Origin of the sequence: Clostridium saudiense (assembly GCF_000577815.1) — a bacterium.
Classification (GTDB): domain Bacteria; phylum Bacillota; class Clostridia; order Clostridiales; family Clostridiaceae; genus Clostridium; species Clostridium saudiense.
On record NZ_CBYM010000003.1, the window covers coordinates 116,291 to 133,992 of the forward strand.

The window sequence follows — 17,702 nt, forward strand, 5'->3', positions numbered from 1 at the left end:
CTCTGCTTATCTAATGTAAGTTTTATATAAAATTATTGTGCATACTTCTTTAATATTTCAATTATTATATTAGTTGCAATTTCCATACCCTCTACAGTAATATGCTCATATTCACCATGGAATGCATATCCACCAGTTCCTAGATTAGGACAAGGTAATCCCATATAGCTAAGAGTTGCTCCATCAGTTCCTCCTCTTATAGGTTCAATTACAGGAGTAACATTTAAACTCTTCATTGCAGCTATTGCATTATCAATTAAATGCATACAAGGCTTAACATGTTCAGCCATATTCTTATATTGATCAGTAATTGTCAATTTAACAGTGCCTTCTCCATATTTTTCATTTAATAGCTTTTCAACTAACTTTAATGTAGCTTTCTTAGATTCAAGCTTACAAGCATCATGATCTCTTAATATATATCCTAATACAGCATGATCTGTATTTCCTCTAAAGCTTTCTAAATAATAGAATCCTTCATACCCTTCAGTATGTTCTGGCTTTTCACCTTGAGGTAACATTCTATCAAACTCAATACCTACATTTGTTGCGTTAATCATTGTATTCTTTGCTGATCCTGGATGAACTGAAACCCCATGTATTTCTACTGTAGCTGCTGATGCATTAAAGTTTTCATAAGAAATTTCACCTTCAACTCCACCATCCATTGTATAAGCAAATTGCGCTCCAAAATTCTTTACATCAAATTTATTAGCTCCTCTTCCTATTTCTTCATCTGGTGTAAAGCCAATACATATCTTTCCATGTGGAATATTTTCTTTTATTATTCTTTCACAAGCTGTTAATATTTCTGCTATACCCGCCTTATCATCAGCCCCTAGAAGAGTGTTACCATCTGTTGTAATTAAAGTTCTTCCTTTTAAATTCTTCAAATGCGGAAATTTTTCTACTGATAAAACAGTTCCATTTAAAAGAGTTAAATCTTCTCCATTATAATTTTCAACTAATTGTGGATTTACATTTTCTCCTGGTGCTGCTGGTGCAGTATCCATATGAGCTATTAATCCTATACTATATTTATCTTCATAGCCTTTAGTTGCAGGAATAATTCCATAAACATAACAATTTTCATCTACTCTAACTTCTTGAATTCCTATTTCCTTCATTTCTTCAACTAAAATATTAGCTAAATCAAATTGTCTTTTAGTTGATGGTGTAGTTTCTGATTTAGGATCAGACGTTGTATATATTTTTGCGTATTTTATTAATCTTTCATAGGCTTGCATATTTTTATCTCCCTCTATATAAATTATTATATTATTTACATAATTCTATTATTGCTTGTGTAAATATTTTAGCGCTAAGTATAAGCTCATCTATAACTGCAAATTCATCATTTCCATGCATATTATTATCAGTTCCAGGCATTGTGCATCCAAATGCAACACCATTTTTTATGTGATGGACATAAGTCCCCCCACCAATTGCTATACATTCACCTTTTTTCCCACTATACATTTCGTAACATCTTAATAATGTTTGAACAAAATCAGAGTTTTCATCTACATAATGTCCTTCAAATACATTGCATGGTTCCAAAATTACTCCAATATTATTTAAATTTTTAGCAACTACATCTCTTAGATTTTCATCATTTGCACATAGAGGTGCTCTACAATCAAAAGTTCCTTTTAATCCTGTAGTAGTATACTCAAAAATAGTAAATGATAAAGTTAATTCTCCTGAAACTTCATCAGCCATCTTTACTCCAATAGCTTCACCTTTATAGTCACCATGTGGTAATAATTTATTAATTCCACATAATTTTTCAAATCCTTCACTATCAGCAAATGGCATTGAAGATAATAATGTTAAAATTCCAGTTAACGCATTGTTACCACCTTCTGGATAAGCTGCATGGGCCCCTTTTCCTTTTGCTTCAATGATACATTTATTATTTTCTTCATTAACAGTAAATTTTACTCCAATTTTATTTGTTACTGTATCACAATATTTCTCTACTTCATTCTTCTCTATTCCTTCAATTACTGCTATTGCCTTATCTGGAATAACATTTACCTTAACCCCTGAATTTACTGATATAATTCTAGGAAGTGTTCTATCTTCCTTAAAATCAGCGATAAAGTTAGCTTTTAATCCACCTTTTTCAACATTAATAACTGGAAAGTCAGCATCTGGTGAAAAAGTCATAGGTGCTTCTTTTTCTATTTTATAATAATACTCGATATCAGAACTTCCGCATTCTTCATCAGTTCCTAATATAAGTCTAACATTTTTATTTAATGGTATATTTAAATCTTTAACTGCCTTTAATGCATATAATGCTACTATTGCTGGCCCCTTATCATCTGCAGAACCTCTTCCATACAATTTTCCATCTTTTATAATAGGTTCATAAGGCTCTGTAACTGTCCATTCATCTCCAGCTGGAACTACATCAAGATGTGCTAAAATATCTAATGCCTTTTCTTTATCATTAAAATCTACTGTTCCAACATAATTATCATAATTATTAGTTGCAAATCCCATGTTACTTGCAATATCTAATGCTTCCTTTAAAACCTTTACTACACCTTCACCAAAAGGCACTCCTTCTTTCGGCTCTTGTCTATCACTTTTTATTCTTATTATCTTGCATATATCTTCTAGCATTTCGTCTTTATGCAAGTTAAAATATTCTTCTATTTGTTTTTTATACATCATAGTCACCTACTTTTCAATTATGTTATTACTATATTATAACAATACATGCTACAACTGACAAAGACTAATTTATTACTAGCTAAGTATATTTACAAACAACGTTATTACTGCTGAATTAACAAAGTCTACAAACAATGCACCTACTATAGGTACAACGAAATATGGTGTTGGTGCAAATCCAAACTTTGTACTTAATGCATCCATATTAGCCACTGCATTAGGAGTTGCTCCCATTCCAAATCCACAGCTTGCTGATGCAAATACTGCAGCATCATAATCCCTACCCATTATCTTAAATGTAATGAAATATGCAAATACAGCCATAAGTACAGATTGAGCTATTAACATTACTACCAATGGTAATGCTAAATCAAATAATTCCCATAACTTTAATCCCATTAAAGCTATACATAAAAAATATCCTAAACTTATATTTCCTATTACTTCTATTTCTTTTTCTTCTATTTCTATTTTTCTTATATCACAGAAGTTTCTTATTACGGCAGCTGCAATCATAGCTCCTATATAAGAAGGAAATGTTAACCCTGTATCTTGAATAAATCCTGAAATCACAGAACCAATTCCCATTGATAGAAAAAGAAATGCAGATCCCTTCATAAGTCTTTTTTGACAAAGAACTGCCTGATTATCTTCATGAAAATCACTTAATGGAATAGATTTATCATGTGATTCTTTTGGTGTCTTTAATTTGTAGTTATCAATTAACCCTTTAGCTACAAATCCTCCAATAAAACTCCCCATAACTAATCCAAATGTTGCTGAAGCAAATGAAACTGTAGTAGCACCACTTACTCCCATTTCCTCTAACAAAGGTCCAAATGATCCTGCAGTCCCATGCCCACCAATCATAGATATTGAACCTGTACATAATCCTAAAAGTGGATTCAAATCAAATAATTTTGCAAGGCTTGCCCCTACTATATCTTGAGAAATTACTAAAAGTATTGCTAATCCTAAAAACATAGCTACCTTAATTCCACCACTTTTTAAAACTTTAAAGCTTGCTGTAAAACCAACGCTAGCAAAAAAAGCCGTCATAAATAAATTTTGTAATGTTGTATCTAACATTATAGTTGCAATATTAGTTAGCTTTAATATTAGCATTACTATTGCAAAAACAAGTCCTCCAACAACAGGAGCTGGTATACAATACTTTGATAGAAACTTTATTTTAGTTCTTAGAAATTTTCCTAAATAATATACTACTGTTACTAGTGCCATAGTTTCAAAGATATTAAATTTAAGCTCCATTTTATCCCTCATTTCTTATTAAATTTTATCGTTTGTTAATTACTTCCCATTGTATTTTTCTATTTTACACCTTTTTTATTTTTTTGCAAATAAAGTAATGTTTTGTTAAATTATATACTTTTTTATCTACTTTTTATATTTTATTCTTTATTCTTGAATATTATAAATAGTTGTATGATAATTAAAGGAAACTCATCTTCATATGAAATCAGATGAGTACACTACTTTGTATAAGGAGTAAGATTTATGAAAAAAAATATTTCAAATAAAAAATTAACACTTATTTGCCCTGTTTGTGGTGAATCCATGCATGAATATGAATACGCTTATGATAATAAGGTTCATGGAAAGATTTATTTTAAGTGTGATTATTGTGGCCATAAAGAAAGTAAAATAATTTAATTCGACAATTTGTCCTCACATTTTTTTTGTTTATACATAAAGTGTATTGTAGATAATTTTTACGAAGGGATACACTATTATGTACTATCAAAGAATAGATAAATGTATAAACTGCAATGATTGCATAAACAATACATCTGATGTTGCTTGTAACATTGCTTGTGCTGATACCAAAAAAAACTGCTATGAATCATTTAAAGTTTTTTCTCCTATGACTTATGCTAAAGCATGCATTGTTCTACAACCCTATCAAAACTTATTTGATTTAAACTCAGCTTTTGATGCTGGAACAATATTTAAGGATCTTTATAGTCCTTATTGTGCAATTAAGTATTCTAAGGAGGAAGGACATGAATAAACATGAATGTTTAAACGCAATTAGAAAGCTACAATTTTTTGCATTAGATTTAAATCTATATTTAGATAACTTTCCTAATTGTAAAAATGCAACTGATGATTATAAAGTAATTTCCTCTAAGCTAAGAAAATTAATTTGGGATTATGAACAAGATTATGGTCCTTTAACTAACTTTGGCTCCTCTTATATTCAAAACCCTGATGCATGGATTGACAGTCCTTGGCCTTGGGAAAAAGAAAGTAATAAGGAGGAGTAAGTTTATGTGGTACTATGTAAAAACATTAGAATATCCTGTTAATTTAAAATGTTCTGATTTAAATATGGCAAAACTTTTAATAACTCAATATGGTGGTCCTGATGGAGAATTAGGAGCTGCACTTAGATATTTGAACCAAAGATATACAATGCCAACAAACAAATCAAAAGGTCTATTAACTGACATAGGAACAGAAGAAATGGCCCATGTAGAAATACTTGGAACCATGGTATATCAACTAATGAGCAATGCATCAATAGATGAAATTAAAGCTGCTGGTTTAGCAGGTCACTATGCTGACCACGGTAAAGCTCTTTTTTATACTGATGCTACCGGTAACCCTTGGACTGCAACTTATATTCAAGCCAAAGGTGATGTAATTGCTGATTTACATGAAGATATGGCTGCTGAACAAAAAGCTAGAGCAACTTATGAATGGCTATTAAACTTAACAGATGATGCTGAAATTAAAAAGATTTTAGGATTCTTAAGAGAAAGAGAAGTAGTCCATTATCAAAGATTTGGTGAAGCATTAAGAAACGTACAAGATAACGTTAAACCTAGTAATTTGAATTGTAAATAATAAAATAAAGCAGAGTTTTTTTTGAATTATCATTAATCAAAATAACTCTGCTTTTACTATATATTAATTTAATATTTCTTTTATAGCATGTACAACTCCACTTTCATCATTACTTTTTGCTCTAAATCTTGCTACCTTTTTTAAATCATCATGAGCATTTTCCATTGCATAACTATGATAAGCACTACTCATCATTTCTAAATCATTTAAGTAATCACCAAATACCATTGTTTCTTCATGCTTTATATTTAATAAGTCTTGAACTTCTTCTATTGCAACCCCCTTATTAATACCTTTTGCAGTTATATCAAGCCATATTTCCCCTGATACTGCAATTTGAGCTTTATCCCTAAAATCATCATAATACTTATTACTATTATTTTCTGAGCCTGCAAAATCACAAATAGTAACCTTTAATATATCATCTTCAATTTTAGTTAAATCTGATACTATTTCATATCTTTCATAATATTTTTCTGTTTGCTCAATTAATCTTTTATCATCACTTTCAATATAAGCTGATTTTTTACCACAAAGTATTACATATGAATCTTTTATATTTCTCCCTACTTTGATTAGTTCTCTTGCAAGATTTAAATCTAATGCATTAACTACAAGTTCTTTTCCTTTATAAACCACAAATGTACCATTTTCAGCTATAAACATCATTTTATCTTCAATACCTTCAAATCTTTTTAAAAGATTATAGTATTGTCTTCCACTTGCAGCTGCAAATATTATTCCCTTTTCTTCTAATTTATTAAAAACTTCATAAAATCCATCTTGTATTTCATTTTTAGAATTTAACAATGTTCCATCCATATCTGTTGCTATTAATTTAATCATAACTACTCTCCCCATATTACTTATTTAATATATTACTTTTACATCATATTTGTCTAATTCTACTTTTACTGTATCATCTGGAGCTTTATCTGTAATTATATAATCTACATCTTCTAATGTTCCAAATTTGTGAGCTCCATCTTTATAAAATTTTTCATCATCCATAACAATATAATTTTTCTTACTATTTTTTAATATTTCCTTTTTAACAATTGATTCATCAAAATTAAAGTTACTTAAAAAGTTCTCTTCAATATTAACTCCACCAGCACCTACAAAAGCTTTATCTATATTAAAATGTTTTATTTGCTCCACAGTATAAGCTCCTACTGTTCCCCCTAACCTTTTATTAAACGTTCCTCCAACTGAAATAACTTCAATATTAGGTGAATAATCAAACTCCATTAAGATTCTATTCATATTTGTTATTACTGTTATATTTTTAGTTGTATTTCTTATCATTGATGCAATTGTTAAATTAGTACTTGATATATCTAAGAATATTACATCCTCTTCCTCTAAAATATCACAAACTACTTTAGCTATATGTTCTTTCCCTTCAATATTAACAAATACCCTTGATGTAGTATTTTCATTGTAAGCCCTACCTCTTTCTAGTATTGCTCCACCATAAGTTCTCTTTATTTTCCCTTCCTTTTCAAGCCTTTGTAAATCCTTACGTATCATACTTTCTGATACATTAAATTTTTCACTTAAATCTTTTACTAATACCTTTTTTTTATCTTGAATTATTTCTAATATTTTCTCTAACCTTTCTTCCATAAACATATATAAATACCCTCATTTCTTTATATATAATTTTAAATATCATTTATTTTTGTTTATTATCATTTATTCTCATTTATATGATATACCTTTTAATTTAAAATTTCAAGAATTTATTTCTCTCTTTACTTTTCCTCAATATTCCAATAAAATAATACATAGATATACGATGTATCGAATTCCAATGTATGGTGGTGAGAGTATGAAAATTAACAAAGAACTATTAAAAGGAAGTACAACAGTATTGATCTTAAGTATCCTTAATCGTAAAGATATGTACGGTTATGAAATGATTAAAGAAATAGATTTACGTTCTAAAGGTATTTTTTCATTTAAAGAAGGAACTCTTTATCCAATACTTCATAATTTAGAAAATGCAAATTATATTGAATCTTATTGGGATGATTCTAATAGTGGAAGAAAAAGAAAGTATTATAAAATAACTGATAACGGCAAAAAACTTCTTCTAGAAAAAGAATCTGAGTGGAAATTATTTAGTGAAACTGTAAATAGTGTTTTATGGGAGGGAAGTTTATGTCTAAAATAGAAAATAGTAAAATTATTAATTATATCAATGAAGTATGTAGTTTAGTAAAAAACAAAAAAGTTCATGCTGAAATTAGAGCAGAATTATTATGTCATATAAATGATACTATTGAAGATTATTTAGAAATAGGTATTCCTGAAGATAAAGCAATAGATAAGGCTTTAATACAAATGGGTAATGCTGAAATTATTGGCCATGACTTAAATAAAGCTCATAAATCAAATTCTGATTGGCTTCTTTTAATAATTACAACAGGATTAATATTCTTTGGATTTTTAACTACAGCTTTTATTCAATCAAATACTTCTAATGATGCTTATTATATAAATTATTTTAGTAAACTATTGGTCTTTTTAGGGATGTCAATTGTATTATCATTATGTATTTTAAAAGTAGACTATAGAAAACTCAAAAAATACTCTCTTACCTTTTATATATGTAGTATTGTTTTACTTTTGATTACATTAGCTTTTTCTATGCCTGTATATGGTATGAAACGTTACTTAATTATAGGTGCTTTTTCTCTTGACACTTTAGCAGTTACCCCTATTTTATTAATAATTTCTCTTGCTGGAATATTTGATAATTACAATTGGAATAATAAAAAATCATTATTTGAAGGTCTTACTTTATCATTCATTCCAGTAATACTATTTATATATTTACAATCATTATCTACAATAATAATATACTTAATTGCAGTTTTTACAATTATGCATTTATCAGGTTTTAAATTAAAATATTTAATTATTATTTCTGCTTCATTGGTTTCTATATTCTTGTTATGTATCTTTAAAACAGCCTATAGAATTGAAAGATTTTTTATATTTTTAAATCCTGCAAAAGATATAGATGGCCAAGGTTGGATTTATAATCAATTAAACACATTAAGAAATTCTGCTGAATTATTAGGTAATAATTCTAATATTAATATTTCTATCCTTCCTGATGCTAATATGGAGTTTGCACTTACATCAATAATATTTTCTTTTGGATGGATTGTTGGAATACTTGTTATAGCATTAGTTTTATCTTTTATTATAAGAATTGGGCTTATTTCTAGTAATACTAAAAATACCTATGGAAAATTATTAGTAAGTGGACTTTGCTCATTATTTGCAGTTCAATTTATATTAAATATTTTAGCTAATTTTTCTCTTTCTCCTATATTAGGAATAAACATGCCATTTATAAGCTATGGTGGAAGTCAATTAATTATAAATGTACTTGCTATTTCTATAATTAATAATGTTTACAAATTTAGAAATGTTTCTTCAACATTTACAAATTAACTTTAGATAAACTAAAACTTTATGATAAAAAGGGGACAACACTATGATAGGTATTTCATTTATCTTTTCAGTTATTTTATTTACTCTAATTTGGGTAATATTTAGAATTAAATTTTATATAAAAAACAAGCCTATAAATAAAATTAGAGAAGTATTTATAAACTTATTTTTCATTTATTTTTTAATATTAGTTAATTTAACAATGTTTAAATATGGAGAACTAATGCTAGATTTTGATACTAGGTTTTATATCAATTACATTCCATTTATAGAAACAATAAGAATGTTTAATAATGACTTTGCAGATATACACATAGCACTTTACAATGTCATAGGTAATATATTATTATTTATACCACTAGGATTTGGAATACCACTACTTTTCAATAAAAAGAATAAATTAAGTAAAATTATATTATATGGATTTACAGCTTCTTTAACTATAGAAGTTCTTCAACTTTTTACGCCTTATAATTTCACTGATATAGATGATATTATTTTTAATACATTGGGAACTATTTTAGGATTTATAATATTTAATATGGTTTATATATTATTTAAAAATACTAAAATTGGAGATTTTATTAAAAGTCTAAATAGCCACTTTGATGGTAATTTAATCCTAAAAACTATTAACCCCATAGCAACAATGATTTTACTCTTTGCACTTTTATCTTTTGGATTATTATATAATGAAACTATTGCTGATAATTCTTCAGATGATAAATTAGCAATTGAAGTCCTTGGAAATACTAGAGTTGAAGATTATAGAATATCAAGAGATTTTGAAAACTATAAATTTTTCCTATCTGATGATAATGAATTTATAGAGTTAAGAAATATTAAACGCATTTTAAATAATAGATGGTATTATGGAAAATTTAATACTAGCTTTGAAATTAAAAATGGTGATTATTCTATTATGACATTAAATGAAGATAAACTTATTTCAGGAGTTGTATTTGGAAAAAATAAAGATGCTCATATTATTGAGATCAATTTTAAGGGTGTAAAATATCTAGAAAATTTAATAGAAAACTCTTATTTTATAGTACCATTTCCTAACTTTGAAAAAGCAGATAATCTTACTGATTTCTATAACTTTTTTAGTGGTGAAGAATGTACCGACTTAGAAATTAAGTTTTATAATAAAGATGGAAATGAATGCTCAAACATGAAATTTGCTTAAGATAAAGATGATATATTTCCAACAGTTGATTTTTATCTATTGAATATAGTAGACCATTTATTATAAATTTAAAATGATTATATTGGCCGTTTGAATATCTTTAAATACATTTGTACTTTATCTGATAATATCATTAAGTAAAAAAGAGGAAGAAATAATTTTTATACAAATCAAAAAATTATCTCCTCCTCTTTTTTTAATACTAAGCTTCTTTAAGCTTATCTGTTTTTTCCTTAAGCTTGTTTGCCTCTTTTTCATCAACTTTTGAATTATAAAAAATTCCTAACACAACTATTATTGCACCTAAAAGTTTTTGCCATGAAAAGTCTCCCATGACAATTGCATCAATAACAATTGCACATAACATTTGTCCAGAAAACATTAATAATGTACTATACACAACAGGAATTTTTGGTATTACTATATTAGAAGTATAAACAACTATTACTCCCATAATTCCGCCGAAGAAAATATATAATGGCATTTTACTCATATCTAGAATAGATGGTGCTGAGGTACTACCCATACCTATTAAAATAAAAACTCCTCCAATAAGTCCACCTATATAATGAATTATTGTACTTTGAATTAATCCAATCTTCTTTCCAAGTGTAGAACTCACTATCATTGATAGTGTAGTTAATACCCCACCAAATACAGCTAATAAAATCATCAACATACTACTTTTCCTCCCTTATGCCACTGTCATAATAACTAGTCCAACTAAAACTATAAAAAAACCTACAAGTTTTTTAGGATTAAATTCATATTTAGTTAAACCAAATAATCCAAAATGGTCTACTAAGGATGAAAATACTAATTGTCCAAATACCGCAAGTGCTGTAGTTAAAGCAACACCTATACCTCCTATTGTAATTATGTTAACTAATGTAAGCATAACTCCAAAAATTCCACCTAAAAATAAATAAAATGGTATAGCTTCCTTTATTACTATTTTTTCTTTCTTAATTGCAGCAACTATAAGTATTGCAATTAAACCAACTGCATGAATAATTACTACAGAATATGTACTTCCAACATAACCTTCTAATCCACTATTAAAAGAAATCATGACAGAAATAAGTGCTCCAATGACTAACGCTAAAATATTATACATTTAAAATCCTCCAGTTAAATTTCTAGAAACATCTTATCAAATAGATATAAAAACAAAATAGGACATTTGTCCTATTTTGTTTTTAATAGTATACTCTTTTATATAAATTTAATAAATAATATGTATTATTTTGTCTATGCTTAAAGGAGAATCTATGAAAAAAATAACTAACAATGAGCTACTTATTTATTATGTTAATAAATACTCTTTATACTCCTACTTAAATAAAAATTTACTAAACTCTTTAGAAATACATACATTTAATAAAAATGAATTTCTTTGTTTACTAAATGATAAATTATCTTATATGTATTTTTTAGTAAAAGGAAAGTATAAAGTAACTACTTTGCTTTCAAGTGGCAAATCGTTACTCATATGCTTTAACACTCCTCTTTCTGTTATAGGTGATATTGAACTTATTGAAAATCCTTATGCTGACTGTAATGTTCAAGCTTTAGAACCGTGTATTTGCTTAGCGTTACCTATAAATATGATAAAAGAATACGGTTATAATGATCCAATATTTTTAAGATTTATAATCTCTTCCCTACAAAAAAAACTTAGGCAAAATTCAAGTTATATGAGCATTAACATGCTTTCTAAAATTGAAAATCGCTTTGCAAGCTATTTAGTTTCATCTATATACTCGAATAATTCTGGTGAAATATTAGTTGATATAGATGGTATTAATAATTTAGCTGAACTTTTAGGCTCCAGTTATCGCCATTTAAATAGAGTTATTAGAAATTTTTCTGACTTAAAAATCATAGAAAAAAATAAAAATATAATTAAAATTTTAAATTTAGAAAAGTTAACAATGTTAGCTCAAGATATTTATAAATATTAACTAAAAAGTTTTAAATATTAATTTGATAAGGCTAGTTAATCCTAAACCTAAGGAAATCCAGTTTTCCTATTACACCTTTAAATTTATTTGTATAAAAAGTAATGCTTTGTTAAAATATCTAAGTATTAAATTTCGGAGGCAAAAAACATGATGCAAAAATTATTAAGTAAAACTCGTCAAGCTATAAATGATTTTAATATGATAGAAGAAAATGATAAAATTGCAGTAGGATTATCTGGAGGGAAAGATAGTGTAACACTTCTTCATATCTTAAAAAATTATCAAAAATTTTCTCCAGTAAAATTTGAGCTTATTGCAATAACATTAAATCCTGGTGGAGTTGATAATGGACCTCTTCATGAATTATGTAAGAATTTAGAAGTTCCATTTTACGAAGTTCAAACAGATATTGCAAAAATAGTATTCGATATAAGAAATGAAAAGAACCCTTGCTCTTTATGTGCAAAACTAAGACGTGGTGCATTAAATGGTACTGCACAAGATCTTGGTTGTACTAAAGTTGCCTTAGGCCATCACAAAGATGATGCTGTTGAAACATTTGCAATGACAATGTTCTATGAAGGGCGAATTAACTGTTTTTCTCCAAAATCATATATGGAAAAATTTGATGTTACTATTATTAGACCAATGGTATATATAGATGAATATATGATTAAACGTGCTGTTAAAACTTATAATTATCCTATTATAAAAAATCCATGTCCTGCTGATGGACATACAAAAAGACAGGATATGAAAGAATTAATTAAAGATTTAAATAATACATTTCCTAATTTTAAAGAAAAATTATTTTCTGCACTTAACAATTCAGAACAACTTTTTATATGGGATAAAAATGAAATAGCTAAAATCAATTCTAAAGAATAAAGTTTTTACTTTTACATAAACTATCTTCGATTACTTATAGATTAAGGAGCGATTATATGTCAAGTTATACTGGTGTCGTAAAATGGTTTAATTCTGAAAAAGGTTATGGATTTATATCTGCTAATAATGGAAATGATATATTTGTTCATCATTCTCAATTAAAAGAAAATGGCCCTGATAGTGGATTACACGAAGGAGAAAACGTGTCATTTTCAATTGCAGATGGTGAAAAAGGACCTATGGCTATAAATGTTCATAAATTATAAAAAAATGGTAGAGATTTTATAAATCTCTACCATTTTTAATTATAAATAAACTTTTTCTTCTAATCCTGCTGATGTTAATGCAATTGTTAAATTTCCATTCTTACAACGTAATTCATCTATTAAATTCTTTTGGCTTACACCTTCTTTTAAATGAATTTTATAAGATATTTCGAATAATGCACCAAAATCTTTTGTTTTTACACTTTCAGTAGCCCAGTTAGTTGAATAACTATCTAAAATTTTATCAAAAACACCTTCATAGTTTAAATCTTCTGGTACTAATATTTTTAATCTCATATTTTTAGTCTTTGGAACTGCAAATTTTATTTTATCTAAAACAATCATAATTATGCATAAGATAACTGTTACTATAACACCATATCCTATATAACCCATACCACATGCAAGACCTACAGCTAAAGTAAAGAATATATAAGATATATCCTTAGGATCTCCAGGGGCACTTCTAAAACGAATTATTGAAAATGCACCTGCTAAACTAAATGCTCTTGCTACGTTATTACCTACTAAAAGAATTATTATTGAAATTATAACTGGTAACATTATTAATGTTATTGTAAATCCTGGGGTATACCCCTCTTTCTTATGAGTGTACATATAAGCTAAACTTATTAATAACCCTAATATTATTGATGATCCTATAACTAATAATGCATTTGCTAATGTAAATGATTCTCCCGTCGTTGATGATATTATCGTTTCTAACATATTTTTACTCTCCTCATTTCATTTTCTTTATTTTTATTTAAACAATACCTCATATACTCATTTCCATACTTTGAAAACTTTGTACTATATATAGATAAATCAGAAAAGATTTCTACTAACCATAAAGGAATTGCTCCTAATATTTTTACTTCCATTAAATATTGATTTGGTTCTAAAAGTTCATCACCAAAATTTCCTGCTTCTAATAACAAGTTATCTCTTCTTGTAATTATTTTAGAATCAAATGTTAATCTAAAGTCTTTATCAGTCTTACAAAAGAACGCTTTTCTACTATAACTTATATAAACTTTAGGTTTAACCTTATTATTTTCTAAATAATTTTCTATTTCATTTAATACTTGATTACTCATATAATCATCTTTTTCAGGTCTAATTCCTTTATTTAAGAAATCCTGAACTTCTCCTAGTGTTAAAACTACCCTTCTTTTATTTACTACACCATTTATTTTTTTCTTTATTTCTAAAAATACTTTATCCTCTTTACTAACTGGCGTTTTATAACTTCTTAATCTAAGCTTTTCTTTATAATAGGGTTTATTTATTGAATGTCTAATGACTTGATTATCAAAAGTATCATAATAAATATTATAAATACTATAGTTATTACCATTTTTACAATGCTCATCTGCATCCATATATTCACTTATTCTTTTTATAAGTTCATCATATTGACTTTGATTTAACAGATATTTTTTTTCGTATCTCTTAAATGATTTTATTGCCATAAAAGTACCTCCCAAAACGTATTATTTAAAATCCTTAATGTAATTATAAAATCCTAACCTTAAAAAAATCTTAAAATATTTTTATGTTTAAACTATTTTTTACAATTCTACTCTTGAATTTTACATTTTCCTTTATTTATATATAGGAAATAAATTTTTTAAGTAAAAATAAATAATTTCTATAAATAATTTTTTTGTGAAAGTTTAATAAGGAAAATTTAAATTTTTAAAGGCAACTCCTCCTCACTTAAGATTAATTTAAGGTTTTATTGTTAATATAATTTTGTAAGTATGATATTAAATTAAAAGTTAAGTAAATTTCTTGTGAATAGAAAATTGTTACTTAAGAAATTTTGGAGGAAATTATGAAGAAAAAGTTTATTATATTATTAACTGTTGTTACCTTATGTGCTAGTACAATAGCTTGCTCAAAAACATCAAATACAAATAACACTAATACTACTGCTCAAGAAACTACAAATACAGTTATAAATTCTGATTTAAAATTGGATGATGATATTGGTGAAGTTACTTGTAATATTAATTTAGATAGCTCAATTACTGTAAGCGGGACTGGTGCTACAGTATCTGATAATAAAGTAACTATTACCTCCGGCGGAGTTTATGAAATAAGTGGTACATCTTCTAATTGCCAAATAATTGTTAATAGTGAATCTGAAGACAATGTTTATTTAGTTCTTAACAATGTAAACTTAACTTATGAAAATAGTGCACCTATATATGTTCAAGCAGCTAAAAATGCAATATTAGTTTTGCCTGATGGTACAACTAATACTATAACTGATGGTGATTCATATACATTTGAAGATTCTACTACTGATGAACCAAATGCAACAATATTTAGTAAAGATGATTTAACTATTAGGGGAAATGGTACTTTAACAGTTAATGCTAATTATAATAATGGTATTACAAGTAAAGATGATTTAAAAATCACTGGCGGAAATATCACTATTACTTCTGCTGATGATGGGCTTATGGGTAAAGATTCTATTACTATAAAAGGTGGAAATATTACTATTAATGCTTCTGGTGATGGTTTAAAATCTACCAATAGTGAAGAAACTGAGAAAGGTTATATTGATATTCAAGGTGGTACACTAAATATCACTTCAACTAATGATGGAATACAAGCTGAGAGCAATGTAAATATATCTGATGGAACTATAAATATAACTACTGGTGGTGGTAGTGGAAATAGTAGTTCTAAAAATAATAATGATCAAAATCCATGGGGACAATGGGGAAATAGCTCTAGTAGTAGTTCAAGTACTAGTACTGATACTAGTAGCGCAAAAGCAATTAAAGCTGTTAATACAATAACTATAGATGGAGGTACTTTTACAATTGATTCTTCTGATGATTCAATTCACTCTAACAATAGCATTGTAATTAATGGTGGTACTATTGATATTTCTTCTGGTGATGATGGAATTCACTCTGACACAACTTTAGATATTAATGGTGGAGATATAAATATAAGTAAATCTTATGAAGGAATAGAAAGTACAACTATAAATATTAATGGTGGTAACATTCATTTAGTTGCTAGTGATGATGGCATAAATGCATCTGGTGGAAATGATTCATCTTCAACAAGCGGAAGACCTGGCCAAAATAACTTTTCTTCTGGAAATGGTCAAATAAACTTTAATGGTGGATATGTTTATATAGATGCGTCTGGTGATGGTATTGATGCTAATGGTTCAATCGAATTAAATGATGGTACAGTCATAGTAAATGGGCCACAAGATAATGGAAATGGTGCCTTAGATTATGATTCAACATTTAATATAAATGGTGGACTTCTAATTGCAGCCGGAAGTTCTGGAATGGCACAAAATCCAAGTACTTCTTCCACACAAAATTCAATTAATGTATATGTTAATGGAACAGCAAATAGCTTATTAACTATTAAAGCTGAATCTGGAGAAGAGATAATTTCATTTGCACCATCAAAGTCATATCAATCAGTTATTATTTCATCACCTGAATTAGAAACAGGTAAAACTTATAGTGCTTACTATGGAGGTACATCTACTGGTACATCTACTGATGGGTTATACACTGATGGTACTACTAGCGGCGGTACTGAAATTACTTCATTTACTCTTTCTAGTACTGTAAGTAATGTATCTCAAAGTGGTGTAACAACTGGTGGCAGTAATTCTGCCATGCCTGGTGCAGGAGGAAATATGACTAAACCTAATAGTGGAAGACGTTAATCTAATCTTTTTCCTATATAAGATAAAAAGGTGAAGCATTTAAATTTGCTTCACCTTTTAAAATTTCTATCTCCTAAAATTAATTTTATTACTTAGGATAAATTCTATTTTCACTCTAAATCATTACCATTTGAGTCCTTAATCTTATTAATATAGATTAAAATACATTCTATAAATCCCCATATTTCTGTAATAATCCAAGTAATTCCACCTGTAAAGTATCCTAGAATCCATAATGACAATTGTACTATTCCTATTTTTACATATCCTAAATAAAATCTATGAATTCCCATTCCACCTAAGAATAGTGCTAAAAATACTGCTATTAATTTACTTTTTGCATTTTCTCTTGCCACATATCTATTATCATTTAAGTTAGCTCCACAAAATTCACAACGTTCCAAATCATGCTTCTTTATTATCGAACCGCACTTGTAACAATAATTATCCCCTAATCCTTTTTCGGTACCACAATTTGTACACTTAGAACTTTCATTACTTATGAGTTGTCCACATTCTCTACAATACACAAGTTTCCTCCTATAAATTATTGTTATTAAAATATATAATAATTCATAGGATAAATATTCTTATTAATATATTAAAATTTTCATTTAAATACTGTTCTACCTTTTACTCAATACCAC

Annotated in this window: 21 protein-coding genes; 11 read left to right on the forward strand and 10 right to left on the reverse strand. The window is 27.4% G+C overall.

Features of this window, described 5'->3' with window-relative positions:
* Positions 1 to 32: 32 nt before the first annotated feature.
* The 3 genes from pepT to gltS form a co-directional block, all read right to left on the reverse strand.
* Complete coding sequence (gene pepT, locus TY07_RS02835; protein ID WP_042395028.1) at positions 33 to 1,247, reverse strand: peptidase T; 1,215 nt, start codon at positions 1,245 to 1,247, stop codon at positions 33 to 35.
* A 31-nt stretch (positions 1,248 to 1,278) separates the two neighbouring features.
* The gene (gene pepV, locus TY07_RS02840) at positions 1,279 to 2,682 is read right to left on the reverse strand and encodes a dipeptidase PepV (protein ID WP_078061280.1); all 1,404 of its coding nucleotides are present in this window, start codon (positions 2,680 to 2,682) and stop codon (positions 1,279 to 1,281) included.
* 78 nt (positions 2,683 to 2,760) lie between these two features.
* Positions 2,761 to 3,957 (reverse strand): sodium/glutamate symporter, encoded by a 1,197-nt coding sequence (gltS, locus tag TY07_RS02845; protein WP_042395033.1) that lies wholly within the window; start codon positions 3,955 to 3,957, stop codon positions 2,761 to 2,763.
* Positions 3,958 to 4,203: 246 nt separating this feature from the next.
* On the opposite strand from gltS, the gene TY07_RS18275 reads away from it, so the two are divergent.
* The 4 genes from TY07_RS18275 (at position 4,204) to TY07_RS02860 (ending at position 5,556) form a co-directional block, all read left to right on the forward strand.
* A complete protein-coding gene (locus TY07_RS18275; protein WP_172676182.1) occupies positions 4,204 to 4,359 on the forward strand; it encodes a hypothetical protein in 156 nt (51 codons plus the stop codon).
* 79 nt (positions 4,360 to 4,438) lie between these two features.
* Positions 4,439 to 4,717: a spore coat associated protein CotJA gene (locus TY07_RS17780; RefSeq protein WP_042395037.1), complete on the forward strand. Its 279-nt coding sequence runs from the start codon at positions 4,439 to 4,441 to the stop codon at positions 4,715 to 4,717.
* Positions 4,710 to 4,973 carry a spore coat protein CotJB gene (locus TY07_RS02855; protein ID WP_042395039.1) on the forward strand — a complete coding sequence of 88 codons (264 nt, stop codon included), beginning with the start codon at positions 4,710 to 4,712 and terminating at the stop codon, positions 4,971 to 4,973. The genes TY07_RS17780 and TY07_RS02855 overlap by 8 nt, the downstream gene beginning before the upstream one ends.
* A gap of 4 nt (positions 4,974 to 4,977) precedes the next feature.
* A complete protein-coding gene (locus tag TY07_RS02860; RefSeq protein ID WP_042395041.1) occupies positions 4,978 to 5,556 on the forward strand; it encodes a manganese catalase family protein in 579 nt (192 codons plus the stop codon).
* 63 nt (positions 5,557 to 5,619) lie between these two features.
* Here the strand turns inward: TY07_RS02860 and TY07_RS02865 are convergent, their stop codons facing one another.
* A complete protein-coding gene (locus TY07_RS02865) occupies positions 5,620 to 6,402 on the reverse strand; it encodes an HAD family hydrolase (RefSeq protein WP_042395044.1) in 783 nt (260 codons plus the stop codon).
* Positions 6,403 to 6,426: 24 nt separating this feature from the next.
* Positions 6,427 to 7,185, reverse strand: coding sequence for a DeoR/GlpR family DNA-binding transcription regulator (locus TY07_RS02870; protein ID WP_242833223.1), 759 nt, complete (start codon positions 7,183 to 7,185; stop codon positions 6,427 to 6,429).
* Between the two features lie 205 nt (positions 7,186 to 7,390).
* Between TY07_RS02870 and TY07_RS02875 the strand changes: the two genes are divergently transcribed.
* From TY07_RS02875 to TY07_RS02885, 3 genes are read left to right on the forward strand one after another with little or no spacing between them, the layout of a single operon-like run.
* The gene (locus TY07_RS02875; protein ID WP_042395048.1) at positions 7,391 to 7,735 is read left to right on the forward strand and encodes a PadR family transcriptional regulator; all 345 of its coding nucleotides are present in this window, start codon (positions 7,391 to 7,393) and stop codon (positions 7,733 to 7,735) included.
* Positions 7,723 to 9,027, forward strand: a complete 1,305-nt coding sequence (locus TY07_RS02880) for an FtsW/RodA/SpoVE family cell cycle protein (protein ID WP_042395051.1) — start codon at positions 7,723 to 7,725, stop codon at positions 9,025 to 9,027. The genes TY07_RS02875 and TY07_RS02880 overlap by 13 nt, the downstream gene beginning before the upstream one ends.
* 43 nt (positions 9,028 to 9,070) lie before the next feature.
* The gene (locus tag TY07_RS02885) at positions 9,071 to 10,216 is read left to right on the forward strand and encodes a VanZ family protein (protein WP_042395054.1); all 1,146 of its coding nucleotides are present in this window, start codon (positions 9,071 to 9,073) and stop codon (positions 10,214 to 10,216) included.
* Positions 10,217 to 10,418: 202 nt separating this feature from the next.
* Here the strand turns inward: TY07_RS02885 and TY07_RS02890 are convergent, their stop codons facing one another.
* The gene (locus TY07_RS02890; protein ID WP_042395055.1) at positions 10,419 to 10,895 is read right to left on the reverse strand and encodes a DMT family transporter; all 477 of its coding nucleotides are present in this window, start codon (positions 10,893 to 10,895) and stop codon (positions 10,419 to 10,421) included.
* A gap of 15 nt (positions 10,896 to 10,910) precedes the next feature.
* Complete coding sequence (locus TY07_RS02895) at positions 10,911 to 11,333, reverse strand: DMT family transporter (protein ID WP_042395061.1); 423 nt, start codon at positions 11,331 to 11,333, stop codon at positions 10,911 to 10,913.
* A gap of 154 nt (positions 11,334 to 11,487) precedes the next feature.
* Between TY07_RS02895 and TY07_RS02900 the strand changes: the two genes are divergently transcribed.
* The 3 genes from TY07_RS02900 to TY07_RS02910 all read left to right on the forward strand — a co-directional run bounded on the left by TY07_RS02900 (position 11,488) and on the right by TY07_RS02910 (position 13,334).
* Positions 11,488 to 12,180: a Crp/Fnr family transcriptional regulator gene (locus TY07_RS02900; RefSeq protein WP_042395063.1), complete on the forward strand. Its 693-nt coding sequence runs from the start codon at positions 11,488 to 11,490 to the stop codon at positions 12,178 to 12,180.
* A 150-nt stretch (positions 12,181 to 12,330) separates the two neighbouring features.
* Entirely contained in the window at positions 12,331 to 13,068 is a 738-nt protein-coding gene (locus tag TY07_RS02905) for a tRNA 2-thiocytidine biosynthesis TtcA family protein (RefSeq protein ID WP_042395217.1), read from the forward strand.
* Positions 13,069 to 13,124: 56 nt separating this feature from the next.
* Complete coding sequence (locus TY07_RS02910) at positions 13,125 to 13,334, forward strand: cold-shock protein (RefSeq protein WP_042395066.1); 210 nt, start codon at positions 13,125 to 13,127, stop codon at positions 13,332 to 13,334.
* Between the two features lie 39 nt (positions 13,335 to 13,373).
* On the opposite strand, the gene TY07_RS02915 is transcribed toward TY07_RS02910, so the two are convergent.
* Together TY07_RS02915 and TY07_RS02920 are read right to left on the reverse strand one after the other, a co-directional pair.
* Complete coding sequence (locus tag TY07_RS02915) at positions 13,374 to 14,063, reverse strand: DUF4956 domain-containing protein (RefSeq protein ID WP_042395069.1); 690 nt, start codon at positions 14,061 to 14,063, stop codon at positions 13,374 to 13,376.
* Positions 14,057 to 14,809 carry a polyphosphate polymerase domain-containing protein gene (locus TY07_RS02920; protein ID WP_042395071.1) on the reverse strand — a complete coding sequence of 251 codons (753 nt, stop codon included), beginning with the start codon at positions 14,807 to 14,809 and terminating at the stop codon, positions 14,057 to 14,059. Before TY07_RS02920 ends, TY07_RS02915 begins: the two co-directional genes overlap by 7 nt.
* Before the next feature lie 365 nt (positions 14,810 to 15,174).
* Between TY07_RS02920 and TY07_RS02925 the strand changes: the two genes are divergently transcribed.
* On the forward strand, positions 15,175 to 17,055 hold the full coding sequence (locus tag TY07_RS02925; RefSeq protein WP_042395073.1) for a carbohydrate-binding domain-containing protein: 1,881 nt from the start codon (positions 15,175 to 15,177) through the stop codon (positions 17,053 to 17,055).
* A gap of 110 nt (positions 17,056 to 17,165) precedes the next feature.
* On the opposite strand, the gene TY07_RS18280 is transcribed toward TY07_RS02925, so the two are convergent.
* Positions 17,166 to 17,585, reverse strand: coding sequence for a TM2 domain-containing protein (locus TY07_RS18280; protein ID WP_042395077.1), 420 nt, complete (start codon positions 17,583 to 17,585; stop codon positions 17,166 to 17,168).
* Between the last annotated feature and the right edge of the window lie 117 nt (positions 17,586 to 17,702).